The organism is Candidatus Pelagibacter sp. HIMB1509, assembly GCF_052047855.1.
GTDB lineage: Bacteria > Pseudomonadota > Alphaproteobacteria > Pelagibacterales > Pelagibacteraceae > Pelagibacter.
In genome coordinates this window covers 1,020,992-1,033,387 of sequence record NZ_JBNAIU010000001.1, presented here as the reverse complement: position 1 = coordinate 1,033,387, position 12,396 = coordinate 1,020,992, and the positions used below count along the sequence as shown (strand labels likewise).

General features: G+C 28.1%; 17 protein-coding genes. 15 read left to right on the top strand and 2 right to left on the bottom strand.

The annotated features are described in order from the left end of the window. Positions 1-7 precede the first annotated feature (7 nt). The 12 genes from rpsH to ACTTBO_RS05460 are packed head-to-tail and all read left to right on the top strand — an operon-like array spanning position 8 to position 7,412. The gene (rpsH, locus tag ACTTBO_RS05515) at positions 8-403 is read left to right on the top strand and encodes a 30S ribosomal protein S8 (RefSeq protein ID WP_440656747.1); all 396 of its coding nucleotides are present in this window, start codon (positions 8-10) and stop codon (positions 401-403) included. After that, entirely contained in the window at positions 403-942 is a 540-nt protein-coding gene (gene rplF, locus ACTTBO_RS05510) for a 50S ribosomal protein L6 (protein ID WP_262589108.1), read from the top strand. The genes rpsH and rplF overlap by 1 nt, the downstream gene beginning before the upstream one ends. Beyond that, complete coding sequence (gene rplR / locus ACTTBO_RS05505; protein WP_440652369.1) at positions 942-1,298, top strand: 50S ribosomal protein L18; 357 nt, start codon at positions 942-944, stop codon at positions 1,296-1,298. Before rplF ends, rplR begins: the two co-directional genes overlap by 1 nt. A 2-nt stretch (positions 1,299-1,300) precedes the next feature. Further along, the gene (gene rpsE, locus ACTTBO_RS05500) at positions 1,301-1,816 is read left to right on the top strand and encodes a 30S ribosomal protein S5 (protein ID WP_075506793.1); all 516 of its coding nucleotides are present in this window, start codon (positions 1,301-1,303) and stop codon (positions 1,814-1,816) included. Then, positions 1,816-2,268, top strand: coding sequence for a 50S ribosomal protein L15 (gene rplO / locus ACTTBO_RS05495; protein ID WP_440656746.1), 453 nt, complete (start codon positions 1,816-1,818; stop codon positions 2,266-2,268). The genes rpsE and rplO overlap by 1 nt, the downstream gene beginning before the upstream one ends. A 9-nt stretch (positions 2,269-2,277) precedes the next feature. Beyond that, positions 2,278-3,558 (top strand): preprotein translocase subunit SecY, encoded by a 1,281-nt coding sequence (secY, locus tag ACTTBO_RS05490; RefSeq protein WP_075506791.1) that lies wholly within the window; start codon positions 2,278-2,280, stop codon positions 3,556-3,558. Then, the gene (locus ACTTBO_RS05485; protein ID WP_440656745.1) at positions 3,559-4,122 is read left to right on the top strand and encodes an adenylate kinase; all 564 of its coding nucleotides are present in this window, start codon (positions 3,559-3,561) and stop codon (positions 4,120-4,122) included. 55 nt (positions 4,123-4,177) lie between these two features. After that, entirely contained in the window at positions 4,178-4,561 is a 384-nt protein-coding gene (gene rpsM / locus ACTTBO_RS05480) for a 30S ribosomal protein S13 (protein WP_075506789.1), read from the top strand. A gap of 2 nt (positions 4,562-4,563) precedes the next feature. Then, complete coding sequence (gene rpsK / locus ACTTBO_RS05475; protein ID WP_440656744.1) at positions 4,564-5,013, top strand: 30S ribosomal protein S11; 450 nt, start codon at positions 4,564-4,566, stop codon at positions 5,011-5,013. Next, entirely contained in the window at positions 5,013-6,041 is a 1,029-nt protein-coding gene (locus ACTTBO_RS05470; RefSeq protein ID WP_075506787.1) for a DNA-directed RNA polymerase subunit alpha, read from the top strand. The genes rpsK and ACTTBO_RS05470 overlap by 1 nt, the downstream gene beginning before the upstream one ends. Then, the gene (rplQ, locus tag ACTTBO_RS05465) at positions 6,041-6,484 is read left to right on the top strand and encodes a 50S ribosomal protein L17 (RefSeq protein ID WP_440656743.1); all 444 of its coding nucleotides are present in this window, start codon (positions 6,041-6,043) and stop codon (positions 6,482-6,484) included. Before ACTTBO_RS05470 ends, rplQ begins: the two co-directional genes overlap by 1 nt. Positions 6,485-6,494: 10 nt before the next feature. Next, a complete protein-coding gene (locus ACTTBO_RS05460; protein ID WP_440656742.1) occupies positions 6,495-7,412 on the top strand; it encodes an RluA family pseudouridine synthase in 918 nt (305 codons plus the stop codon). Here the strand turns inward: ACTTBO_RS05460 and lipB are convergent. Then, positions 7,390-8,007: a lipoyl(octanoyl) transferase LipB gene (lipB, locus tag ACTTBO_RS05455; RefSeq protein WP_440656741.1), complete on the bottom strand. Its 618-nt coding sequence runs from the start codon at positions 8,005-8,007 to the stop codon at positions 7,390-7,392. The genes ACTTBO_RS05460 and lipB overlap by 23 nt on opposite strands. Positions 8,008-8,068: 61 nt before the next feature. Between lipB and mgtE the strand changes: the two genes are divergently transcribed. Further along, positions 8,069-9,442: a magnesium transporter gene (gene mgtE / locus ACTTBO_RS05450; RefSeq protein WP_440656740.1), complete on the top strand. Its 1,374-nt coding sequence runs from the start codon at positions 8,069-8,071 to the stop codon at positions 9,440-9,442. Here the strand turns inward: mgtE and ACTTBO_RS05445 are convergent. Beyond that, complete coding sequence (locus ACTTBO_RS05445) at positions 9,439-10,284, bottom strand: pantoate--beta-alanine ligase (RefSeq protein WP_440656739.1); 846 nt, start codon at positions 10,282-10,284, stop codon at positions 9,439-9,441. The two genes, mgtE and ACTTBO_RS05445, sit on opposite strands and share 4 nt — an antisense overlap. Positions 10,285-10,288: 4 nt before the next feature. On the opposite strand from ACTTBO_RS05445, the gene ACTTBO_RS05440 reads away from it, so the two are divergent. Together ACTTBO_RS05440 and ACTTBO_RS05435 are read left to right on the top strand one after the other, a co-directional pair. Then, positions 10,289-11,104: a sugar phosphate nucleotidyltransferase gene (locus ACTTBO_RS05440; RefSeq protein ID WP_440656738.1), complete on the top strand. Its 816-nt coding sequence runs from the start codon at positions 10,289-10,291 to the stop codon at positions 11,102-11,104. Further along, positions 11,101-12,396 carry a UDP-glucose dehydrogenase family protein gene (locus tag ACTTBO_RS05435; RefSeq protein WP_440656737.1) on the top strand — a complete coding sequence of 432 codons (1,296 nt, stop codon included), beginning with the start codon at positions 11,101-11,103 and terminating at the stop codon, positions 12,394-12,396. Before ACTTBO_RS05440 ends, ACTTBO_RS05435 begins: the two co-directional genes overlap by 4 nt.

Genomic DNA, 12,396 nt, shown 5'->3' with positions numbered 1-12,396 from the left:
GAAAATTATGAGTTTAAGTGACCCAATAGGAGATATGATAGCTAGAGTTAAGAATGCTCAAGCGAGAAATCATAAAAAAGTAGATCTGCCATCATCAAACTTCAAATCAAAAATTGCCGATATACTTAAAAATGAAGGTTTTATAAAAGATTTTAAAATCAGTTCAGAGGATAATAAACCAACATTGTCTTTAGAACTTAAATATCACTATGGTAACCCAGTTATCAGTGCATTTGAAAGAGTTTCTAAACCAGGAAGAAGAATTTTTTCTAGTGCCGAAGGTTTACCTAAAATTAATAACGGTCTTGGTATTGCAATAGTTTCTACACCAAAAGGTGTAATGACTGATATTGACGCCAGAAAACAACGTGTTGGTGGCGAAATTATTTGTAAGGTATTTTAATGTCTAAAATTGGAAAAATAAATATATCAATCCCTGAAAAAGTTAAAGTGGCTTTAGCTGGCAATATAATAAATATAGAAGGGCCATTAGGAAAGAAATCAATAAATATTGATTTGGATATGTTTAATTTAGATATCAAAGAAGGAAAAGAGATTTCAATAAAACCAAAAAAAATTGACCAAAATTCCAAACGACTTTGGGGCATGAACAGAAGTTTAATTAATAATGCCGTAATTGGCTCAAGTACTGGCTACGAAAAAGTGTTAGAACTTGTAGGTGTTGGATATAGAGCAGCATTAAAAGGAAATCAGCTAAATTTACAATTAGGCTACAGTCATGATATTGATTTTGACATTCCAGAAGGAATTAAAATTGCTGTAGAAAAACAAACTACACTTAAAATCACTGGATCTGACAAACAATTAGTTGGTGAAGTTGCATCAAAAATAAAAACATTTAGAAAAATTGAGCCATATAAGGGTAAAGGTGTTAGAGAAAAAGGCCAATATGTTCTTAAAAAAGAAGGTAAGAAAAAATAATGAAACTAAACACTAGTATTAGAAAAAGATTTAGAGTTAGCAACAAAGTAAAAAAAGTTGCTTCAAAAGATAGATTTAGATTAAGTATTTCAAGATCTGCTAAAAATATTTCAGCTCAAATCATTGATGATACAAAAAAAGTAACTTTATTATCAGCTTCATCCATTGAGAAAGATTTAAAATCATCTGATAAAATTAACAAAACAGAGCTTTCAAAATTAGTTGCCCAAAAACTTGCAAAAAAAGCTCAGGAAAAAAATATTACAAAAATTTATTTTGATAGAGGATCTTATAAATATCATGGTAGAATTAAAGCATTTGCAGACACGTTAAGAGAAAATGGGATGGAATTTTAATTATGGAAAATAACAAAGACAAAAAAACAGACGATATTTTAGAAAAGTTAGTTCATATCAATAGAATTACAAAGGTTGTAAAAGGTGGAAGAAGATTTGGTTTTTCAGCTCTTGTAGTGGTAGGGAATCAGGCTGGAAAAATTGGAATAGCACACGCTAAAGCAAAACAAGTTCCAGATGCAATTAAAAAAGCTAATGAAATGGCTAGAAGAAAATTAACACATATACCTTTGAGAGAAGGTAGAACAATTCATCATGATGTGAAAGCTAAAGATGGCTCTGGTAGAATAGTTTTAAGAGCAGCATCAAAAGGTACAGGAATTATTGCAGGTGGTCCAGTTAGAGCAGTATGTGAGGTATTGGGTGTAAAAGATATTGTTGCTAAATCAATGGGCACATCAAATGCACACAATGTGATTAGAGCAACCATGAAAGCTTTAATGAAACAAAATTCACCAAAACAAATTTCAGCAATAAGAAATAAAAAAATATCAGAAATTATTGAAAAAAGAGGATAATGATTACATTAAATACAAGACAGAAAATTAATAAACCTAAAATTAGAGTAGGAAGAGGTATTGGTTCTGGAAAAGGTAAGACATCGGGGAGAGGTGTTAAAGGTCAAAAATCTAGATCTGGTGTAGCAATTAAAAGTTTTGAAGGTGGTCAAATGCCTTTGTATAGAAGATTACCTAAAAGAGGCTTTAATCCAATTTCAAGAGAAGACATAGCAATTTTAAACTTAGAAAAAATTCAGTCTTATATTGATAAAAAAAATATTAATCCAAATGAAGTGCTTAATTCTTCATCTCTAAAAAAATTAAAACTAATAAACAAAAACTCTACAAAATTAAAAATATTAGGTACTGGAGAGTTAAAAGATAAAATTAATATTGAGGCTGACTTAGCATCAAAATCAGCAATAGAAAAACTAGAAAAAATTGGTGGATCTATTCAATTAAAAAAATAATTTGTTTAAATGAGTGCATCATCTTCAACAAATGATCTAAGAAATAGAATAATTTTTACCATAGCAATTCTTGCAGTATATAGATTTGGTACATTTGTTCCTTTACCAGGAATTGATCCAGAACAATTAAAAATCATGATGGATGGCAATCAAAAAGGGTTACTTGGTATGTTTAATGTTTTTGCTGGAGGAGCAGTTAGTAGAATGGCAATTTTCGCTCTTGGTATAATGCCATACATATCATCTGCTATTATAGTTCAGTTATTAACAGGGGTTTCAGATTATTTTAAGAATTTAAAAGCACAGGGAGAAACAGGTAGAGCAAAGATTACTCAAATAACAAGATATGGAACAGTTTTACTTGCTACAGTTCAAGGTTATGGTTTATCGGTAGGTTTAGAGTCTTCTGCGGATTTGGTAATTAATCCAGGAGCATTTTTTAAAATTACAACAGTGACAACTATTGTTGCTGGTACAATTTTTCTTATGTGGCTAGGTGAACAAATTACCCAAAGAGGAATTGGAAATGGAATTTCTTTAATTATTTTTGCTGGTATTGTTGCTGAAATACCTAGAGCTTTAGTTACTACTTTTGAACTAGGTAGAACAGGTGCTGTGTCAACATTCATGATCTTAGCAATTTTTGTTCTTTTAATATTAACTATTTTATTTGTTGTTTTTATGGAGAGAGCATTAAGAAAAATTCTTATCAATTATCCTAAAAGACAAATGGGAAATAAAATGTATGGTGGAGAGTCTTCTCATTTGCCATTAAAAATTAATCAAGCAGGAGTAATACCAGCAATATTTGCATCAGCTTTATTATTGTTACCTGTCACTTTTTCTAATTTTTCTTTTTCAAATAATGAAACTTTTTTAAACTTAAGTTCTTATTTTACTCAAGGTCAACCTTTGTACATGTTGCTATATGCATCTGGTATAATATTTTTTACATTTTTCTATACTTCAATTACATTTAACCCAACTGAAACAGCAGAAAACTTAAGAAAATATGGTGGCTTTGTTCCAGGAATTAGACCTGGTGAAAGTACAGCATTGTATATTGAAAATATTTTAACTAAACTTACTACAATAGGTGCTCTATATTTGACACTTGTATGTTTAATGCCAGAGTTTTTAATAGCTAATTACCCAATTCCTTTTTATTTGGGTGGTGCATCGATTTTAATTGTTGTTGTTGTTGCCATTGATACTGTAACTCAAATTCAAACAAGATTAATGAGTTCTCAATACGAACAATTAATTAAAAAAACTAAATTTGGAAAGTAAGTGAATATAGTTTTGTTTGGACCGCCTGGTGCTGGTAAAGGTACTCAAGCTAAATATTTAGTAAAGAAACTAAATTCATTTCAGATCTCAACTGGCGAACTTTTAAGAGAAGAAATTTATAAAAATTCAGATATTGGTAAGATGATTACTAATGACATGAAAAATGGTAAATTTGTAAGTGATGAAATTGTAAATAAGCTTATTGAAAATTTAGTTTCTGACCCTCAAAAAAAAAATAGATTAATATTTGATGGATACCCTAGATCTTTGAGCCAAGCAAAAAATTTAGATATCTTACTCGAGGCATCAAATCAAAAGATAGATTTAATTTTGTATCTCAAAGTTGATAAAGATACAGTGGTAAAAAGACTAGAGAAAAGAAAAATTATTGAAAATAGATCAGACGACGAAACAAATACTATTCTAAAACGTTTTGACACATACATGAACACAACAGAGCCAGTACTTAATTACTACTCAGAGAATCCTAAATTTAAAGAAATTGATGGGAGTTTAGAAATAGACGAAATAACAAGGAAAATAGACACTTTTATAAATGTTTAAGACGTTGACTTTGATTAATCTTCTTATATAAAAGGCACAATTTATCACAAAAATTATGGCTCGTATCGCAGGTATAAACATTCCACAAAATAAACTTGTCCACATTGGACTTACATATATTTATGGAATTGGAGATAAATTCTCACAACAAATTTGTTCATCTCTAGAAATTCCAAGAGCCAAAAGAGTGAATGAGTTAACTGATGATGAAATTTTAAAAATAAGAGAATACATCGATCAAAATTTTAAAGTCGAAGGAGATCTTAGAAGAGATTATTCCTTAAGTATTAAAAGATTAATAGATCTTGCATGTTATAGAGGAACAAGACATAGAAAAAAATTACCTGTAAGAGGTCAAAGAACAAGATGTAATGCAAGAACAAGAAAAGGAAAAGCAATCGCTATTGCAGGGAAGAAATTAACACCAACTAAAAAATAATAATGGCAAAAACAGAAAAAACTGACAGTAAAGATCAGAAGATAGAAAAATCTTCTAAAAAAAGTGCTAAGAGTTCTTATTCAAAAAAGAAAAAGATAAAAAAAAATATTTTAAATGGAATTGCTTATGTGCAGTCGACATTTAATAACACAATAATTTCAATTGCTGATACAAATGGAAATGTAATATCCTGGGCATCTGCTGGACAGAAAGGATTTAAAGGATCAAGAAAATCTACACCTTATGCAGCTCAAATAGCAGCTGACTCCGCAGCATCAAAAGCATTAGAGTATGGAATGAAAACTTTGTCTGTTGAGGTAAAAGGGCCAGGTTCAGGAAGAGAAACAGCATTAAGAGCTTTACAAGCAAGAGGTTTTAAAATTTTATCAATTAAAGATACAACACCTATGCCTCACAACGGAACTAGACCACCAAAAAAAAGGAGAGTTTAATGGAAGTAGAAAACGTTAATGTTAAAAATTGGAAATCTTTAATTAAACCATCTAAATTAGATGTTCAAATTAGTGATGACTTAACTCATGCTAAGATTATAGCTGAGCCTTTAGAAAAAGGTTACGGATTAACTTTAGGAAACTCTTTAAGAAGAATTTTGCTTTCTTCAATCAGAGGAGCTGCAGTTACTTCAATTCAAATAGATGGTGTTTTGCATGAATTTACATCAATTAAAGGTGTAAGAGAAGATGTAACTGACATAGTATTAAATGTTAAATCACTAGCCTTAAAATGTAATTCTGAAGGGACAAAAAAATTAGTTTTAGATGCAAAAGGTCCAGGTGAAATAAAAGCTTCAGACATTGCTCCTGTGACTGATGTAGAAATATTAAATCCTGAGTTAGTAATTTGTAATTTAGATGAAAATACTACTTTTCATATGGAAATGAATGTAAACACTGGCAAAGGTTATGTTCCAGCTGAGCTTAACAAACCAGAGGAGCCACCATTAGGTTTAATTGCAATTGACTCTTTGTATAGTCCAGTAAAAAAGGTTTCTTATTCAGTTAGTACAGCAAGAGAAGGTAAAGCTCTTGATTATGATAAATTAACAATGGAAGTAGAAACTAATGGTTCAATTTCAGCAGAAGATGCTGTTGCGTACTCTGCAAGAATTTTTCAAGACCAGTTAAAAATGTTTGTTAATTTTGATGAACCTGTCGAAGCTCCAGTAAAAGAAGTTTCCTCTGAGCCTGAATTTAATAAGAATTTATTAAGAAAAGTTGATGAGCTAGAGTTGTCTGTTAGATCAATGAATTGCTTAAAAAATGACAATATAATTTATATTGGTGATTTAGTTCAAAAATCTGAGGGTGAAATGTTAAGAACACCAAATTTTGGTAGAAAATCTTTAAACGAGATCAAAGAAGTTCTAACTGGAATGTCTCTGTATTTAGGCATGGAAATACCTAACTGGCCACCAGATAACATTGCAGAAATGTCTAAAAAATTAGAGGAAGCAATTTAATGAGACACGGCTTAGCCAATAAAAAGTTAAATAGAACTTCTGAGCATAGAAAAGCTTTGTTAAAGAATATGTTAAATTCTTTAATAAAATATGAACAGATTAAAACTACATTGCCAAAAGCAAAGTTTTTAAGACCTCAAGCTGACAAAATAATTACTTTGGGTAAAAAAGATACATTGCAAACAACTAAGATGCTTGTGTCTCAATTGCAGGATATTAAATCAGCCAATAAAGTAAAAAAAACTCTTTCTAAAAGATATTCAAATAGAAAAGGTGGCTATACTAGAATTATTAAAGCGGGTTTTAGATATGGTGATAATGCTCCAATGGCAATTATAGAATTTGTAGATAGAGATGTTGAAGCCAAAAGAGTAGATAAGAAGAAAAAAGATACGTCAAAAGAAGCTCCAAAAACAGAACAAAATAAACAAGCTACAGCTTAAATTCTAAGTCATGAACAAGTCATACATCGTTGATTCAACGTGTAATGATATGCGTGTTGATAGATGGATGAGATTAAATATTGGAAAAATACCTCAAGGTTTAATTGAAAAATATCTTAGGACAGGAAAAATTAAAATTAACAAAAAAAAAGTTAAAAGTTCTCACAAAATAAAAAAAGGAGATCAAGTAAACATCTTTAATATTGAATTTAAAGAAAGAGTAGAACAAAAAAAAATAAAATTTTTACCAACTAAAGAAATAATAAAATCAAACGAAGATCAAATAATTGATGATAATGATAATTTTGTTGTATTAAATAAAGAATCCGGAATATCAGTACAAGGTGGTACAAAATCTAAAAAAAACTTAGTTGATATTTTTGCAAAGAGTGAAATTTTTAAAGGAACAAAACCTTATTCTGTTCATAGATTAGACAAAGATACATCTGGTGTATTCATAATGGCGAAAAATAGAGAGAGCGCACAGTTACTAACATCATTATTTAGATTACGAAAAGTACATAAAACTTATCTTGCCATATGCCAAGGAGAAATAAATAAAAACTCAGGTGTTTGGGATGATGACTTAATAAGATATGATGGAGATAAAAAATTAGTAGAAAAAGCAAAAACTATATTCAAGGTAATAGATAAAAATTCTGAAGCATCTTTATTAGAGTTAAAACCAATAACTGGAAGAAAACATCAGTTACGTAAACAACTTTTTGAAATTGGAAATCCTATATTTGGTGATACGAAATACAAACTATCTAAGTCAGACAAAGGTATAAATAAAAATCTTATGCTGCACTCGTATCAAATTAAATTTAAAATAAATGATATGAAGCATACTTATTCAGCTTTATTGCCAGAATATTTTAAAAAGTTGTTAAAATCAAAAAGACTTAGTTTTTCAAATTTGAAATAAAATTTTCAATAATTTCATTATTTAAGTTAGAATAATCTTGATTTGAAATTTTTTTTAAATTTGTCACACCTTTATCTGAAATTCCACAAGGTACTATTTTTTTATAATTTTCTAGGTTGTTATCAACATTTATTGCAAATCCATGATATGCAATCCACTTACTCACTCTAATACCTATGGCAGCAATTTTTTGAATTTCATTTTTGTTTTTATACCATATTCCAATATTTTCTTTATCAGGAAAGGTTTCAATATTATATTTTTTTAAACTTTGAATAATTGTATTTTCAATAGTTGTAATAAATTTTCTAATGTCTTTTTTTTCTCTCAGATCAATAACAAAATAACAAATTAATTGACCTGGACCATGATATGTAATTTTTCCACCTCTGTTTGTTTTTAATAGATCAATTGACTTATCAATTATTTCATTTTCTTTATACGATGTACCTGCTGTAAAAATTTCAGGATGCTCTAGAATCCAAATTAATTCTTTTTCTTTATTAGCTGTAATATTTTTTAATCTAGACTCTAATAAATCAATTGCCTCAAAATAATTTACCGGTTTTATTGACTTTTTGATCTCTATATCCATTTAAAATTTGTAATATTTTAATTATGTATTAATAGTGCACAACTAAATTATAGGTACATTTATGTCTTTAATTAAAAAAACTAAAGATAAAAAAGTAAATTTTGAATTCAATAAAGAATATTTGAGAGTTGTTACCTCTAAAATAGCTGACAATGATGCAAAATTTATTAACGATTCATTCAATGAAATGCACCCTGCTGATGCAGCAGACATAATTGAACACTTAAGTATTAGCGATAGAGAAAGTTTAATTAAACTAAATAATTTTAATATTGATGCAGAGGTTTTTGTAGAATTAAATGAGTCTATACAAACTGAAATAATTAAATATTTATCTTCAGATTCAATTGTAACTATTCTTACTAACTTAGAGTCAGATGATGCTATTTCGATTTTAGAAAATGTACCTGAAGAAGACAAGAATACTATATTAAGCTCATTACCGCCTAAAGACAGATTTGCTCTGTTAGAAAGCTTAAGCTATCCAGAAGACACTGCTGCTAGACTTATGCAGCGTGAGTTTACAGCTATACCAAGCAACTGGTCTGTAGGTCAAACAATAGACTATTTAAGAGAAAATAAAGATCTGCCTGAAGAATTTTTGGAAATTTTTATCGTTAATGAAGAATTTAAACCTATTGGAACAGTTCCATCATCAAGAGTGCTTACTTCACCAAGAGACACAAAAATGGCAAGCATCATGTCAGAGTCTCAACTATTAGTGCCTGTTGATATGGACAAAGAAGAGGTAGCTAATCTATTTGAAAATTATAATCTAAATTCAGCAGCTGTAATTGATAAAAATAATAAATTGGTAGGAATGATTATGAACGATGACGTTCTTACAGTCCTTAAAGAAGAAGCTGAGGAGGATGCATTGAGGCTAGCTGGTGTGGGTGATGAGGAAATTACCGATGGTGTTGTTACAAAAACTAAACGAAGATTTAATTGGCTTTTATTGAATTTATTTACAGCCTTCTTGGCAACTTGGTGTATTAGCTTATTTGGAGCAACTATTGAGCAAATGGTTGTTCTTGCTTTCCTGATGCCAATTGTTGCTTCAATGGGTGGAAATGCAGGTATGCAAACATTGGCTGTTACAGTAAGAACAATTGCAACAAATGACTTAACTCAAAATAATTTTTCATCAAATGTTTTTAAAGAATTTTCAATTGGCATATTAAATGGAATTATATTTGCTGCCATAAGTGCTTTAATAGTTCAAATTTGGTTTCAAGATATTATTCTTTCAATAATCATTTCAATATCAATGGTACTTACTATGATTATAGCTGGACTGTTTGGAATACTTGTTCCTTTTACTTTAAAAAAAATGAATATTGATCCCGCAATTGCATCGAGTGTTTTTGTTACCACTATTACTGATGTAATAGGTTTTGTTTCATTTTTAGGTGTTGGGGCTTACTTTCTTTAAAAGTTATCAATTAATCTAACGTTATCAATATAGTAAGCAACAAATAAACGTGAGCCTTTAACAGTATTAGATATTTTAAGATTTTTAATTGATCTTAATTCCAAGTATTCAATTTTAATTTTTAAAAACTTCTGAAAATATTTCATTTGAATTTTTAAATTTTGTTTTATTTTTTTACTATTTACTAAATTTCTTTTTAATTTAATTAGACTTTTACTTAAGAAACTTGCTTTTTTAATTCCATTTAAATCTAAATGATTATTTCTTGAAGACAAAGCTATTTTGCTTTTATTTCTAATCGTTTTGCATGGAATTATAGAAGTTTTATATTTATTTTTCAGATAATTTTTTATTAAGTAATATTGTTGATAATCTTTTTTGCCCATAAATATTTTTTTTGGATTTACTAAGCTAGTTAATCTTTCCATTACATCTAGTACTCCTTCAAAATGGCCTTTTCTATATTTGGCGCATAAAATTTTATCTTTTTTTGTGATTTTTATATTTGATTTTTTATTATTATTGTAAATATCTTTAAATTTTGGAATGTATAAGAAATCTACCTTTTTAGTTTTTTTTAAAATTTTAATATCTTCTTTAATATTTGTTGGATAGTTTTTGAAATCTTTTTTATTGTTAAATTGTTTGGGATTAACAAAAATACTTACTATTGTCTTTTTGCAAGTTCGATTTGATCTTTCTATAAGTGATAAATGACCCTCATGTATACTCCCCATTGTGGGAACAAAGCCAATATCATTAAATGGCCTTAAAACTTTAAATAATGAATTATTATTTAATATAATTTTCATTTGTATTAGAAATTTAGATAAGTAAAACATTTATATGATTAAACAAGCAATTATTCCTCTAGCAGGTCAAGGAACTAGACTTTTGCCTTTAACAAGTGTTTTTGCCAAAGAACTGCTCCCAATAAATGGAAAGCCAGGTATTGAGTATATTTTAGATGAGTGCATTGAGGCAGGAATTAAAGAAATTGTTTTTATCATATCAAATAAAAAAAAAATGATTAAAAATTATTTTTATAGCGACACTTTTTATAAAAAAATTATTAAAAAAAAAAAAGATTCCAGAATAATTGCTGAATATAAAAAAATATTAAAATATAAAAAACTAATAAAATTTGTATATCAAAATATACCTAAAGGAACAGGTGACGCTGTTTTTAAAACAAAAAAATATATAAAAGATAAATATTTTTTAATGTTGCTACCAGATGATTTGATAATAAAAAAAAACTGTTCTAAAGATATGATTAAAGTACATCAAAAGTACAAATCCTCTGTAATGGCTAGTATGAAAGTTAATTCTAAAACAGTTTCAAGATGGGGCATCTATAGTTTAAACAAAAAAATTTCCAAAAATGATTATTTTATTGATGATGTAGTTGAAAAACCTTCAACTAAAAATGCTCCTTCTAATAAAGCAGTTATAGGAAGATATATCCTTCCCAAAACTATATTTAATAAATTAGCCAAGCAAAAACCTGGTAACGGTGGTGAAATACATATAACAGATGCTATTCAAACTTTAATAAAAGAAGGTGAAAAATTTATTGCTCATAATTTTTCAGGTAAATATTTAGATTGTGGGACAATGCAAGGATTTATTAATTCTAATAAAGAAATAGGAAAAATATGAAACTTTGTATGATAGGTACTGGTTATGTTGGTTTAGTGAGTGGCGTTTGTTTTTCAGACTTAGGTAATGATGTTATTTGTGTAGATAAAGATAATAATAAAATTAATAATTTAAAAAATGGTAAAATACCTATCTACGAGCCAGGTTTAGAAGAATTAGTCAAAAAAAATATAAAAAATAATAGATTAAATTTTTCAACAAATTTAAAAGAATCTGTAAGAAAATCTGACATAGTTTTTATATGCGTTGGAACACCAACAAAAAAAAATAGTAATAGCGCTGACCTTTCTCAAGTTTATTCAGTTGGAAAAGAAATATCTAAATCAATTAACAAATTTAAAATAATTATAACAAAATCAACTGTTCCTGTTACTACAGGTGATGAACTAGAAAAGATTATTTCAAAAAAAGTAAATAAAAGATTGTTTTCAGTAGTGTCTAATCCTGAATTTTTAAGAGAAGGTGAGGCGATTAGAGATTTTATTTATCCTGATAGAGTTGTAGTTGGTTCAAACGAAGAAAAATCAAAAAAAATACTTAAAAATTTATATTCTCCATTAATTTCCAAGGGTGCAAAATATGTTTCTACAAATAGAAGAGCTGCTGAGTTAATTAAATATGCTTCTAATGCTTTTTTAGCAACTAAAATTACATTTATAAATGAAATTGCTAATTTATGTGAAAAAACTGGTATCGATGTTGAAGATATATCCATAGGAATTGGACTTGATAAAAGAATAGGAAGTAGATTTTTAAGAGCTGGTCCTGCATATGGAGGCTCTTGTTTTCCAAAAGATACTAAAGCTATTGTGTCTACAGCTGATAAATTTAAATCTAATTTATCTGTAATTAAAAGTGTTATTAAATCTAATCAGAATAGGACAGATTTATTACTTAAAAGACTTCATTCAATAATTAAAAAATTTAATAATAAATATGTTTCATTTTTGGGAGTTACATTTAAAGCAAATACTGATGATATGAGAGACTCTTCAAGTTTAAAATTAATTCCTTATCTATCCAAAAAGGGAGCAAAGATTAAATATTATGATCCCACTGGTTCAAAAAAAGAATTCAATAATTTAAAAAATGTCGAATTTGCTAATTCAATACAAAACTGTATTCTAGGTTCAGACCTTATAATTATTCATACTGAATGGAATGATTTTAAATCAATTAATTTTAAAAAACTTTCTAAGAATAAAAAACTTATTATTTACGATATGAGAAATTTATTCTCACCAACTAAAATCAAGAAACTAGGTATAAAATATTTTGGTATAGGAAGATAA

Coding starts and splice junctions, on each gene's coding strand:
- rpsH (WP_440656747.1), top strand. CDS start 8: ATGAGTTTAAGTGACCCAATAGGAGATATGATAGCTAGAGTTAAGAAT.
- rplF (WP_262589108.1), top strand. CDS start 403: ATGTCTAAAATTGGAAAAATAAATATATCAATCCCTGAAAAAGTTAAA.
- rplR (WP_440652369.1), top strand. CDS start 942: ATGAAACTAAACACTAGTATTAGAAAAAGATTTAGAGTTAGCAACAAA.
- rpsE (WP_075506793.1), top strand. CDS start 1,301: ATGGAAAATAACAAAGACAAAAAAACAGACGATATTTTAGAAAAGTTA.
- rplO (WP_440656746.1), top strand. CDS start 1,816: ATGATTACATTAAATACAAGACAGAAAATTAATAAACCTAAAATTAGA.
- secY (WP_075506791.1), top strand. CDS start 2,278: ATGAGTGCATCATCTTCAACAAATGATCTAAGAAATAGAATAATTTTT.
- rpsM (WP_075506789.1), top strand. CDS start 4,178: ATGGCTCGTATCGCAGGTATAAACATTCCACAAAATAAACTTGTCCAC.
- rpsK (WP_440656744.1), top strand. CDS start 4,564: ATGGCAAAAACAGAAAAAACTGACAGTAAAGATCAGAAGATAGAAAAA.
- ACTTBO_RS05470 (WP_075506787.1), top strand. CDS start 5,013: ATGGAAGTAGAAAACGTTAATGTTAAAAATTGGAAATCTTTAATTAAA.
- rplQ (WP_440656743.1), top strand. CDS start 6,041: ATGAGACACGGCTTAGCCAATAAAAAGTTAAATAGAACTTCTGAGCAT.
- ACTTBO_RS05460 (WP_440656742.1), top strand. CDS start 6,495: ATGAACAAGTCATACATCGTTGATTCAACGTGTAATGATATGCGTGTT.
- lipB (WP_440656741.1), bottom strand. CDS start 8,007: ATGGATATAGAGATCAAAAAGTCAATAAAACCGGTAAATTATTTTGAG.
- mgtE (WP_440656740.1), top strand. CDS start 8,069: ATGTCTTTAATTAAAAAAACTAAAGATAAAAAAGTAAATTTTGAATTC.
- ACTTBO_RS05445 (WP_440656739.1), bottom strand. CDS start 10,284: ATGTTTTACTTATCTAAATTTCTAATACAAATGAAAATTATATTAAAT.
- ACTTBO_RS05440 (WP_440656738.1), top strand. CDS start 10,289: ATGATTAAACAAGCAATTATTCCTCTAGCAGGTCAAGGAACTAGACTT.
- ACTTBO_RS05435 (WP_440656737.1), top strand. CDS start 11,101: ATGAAACTTTGTATGATAGGTACTGGTTATGTTGGTTTAGTGAGTGGC.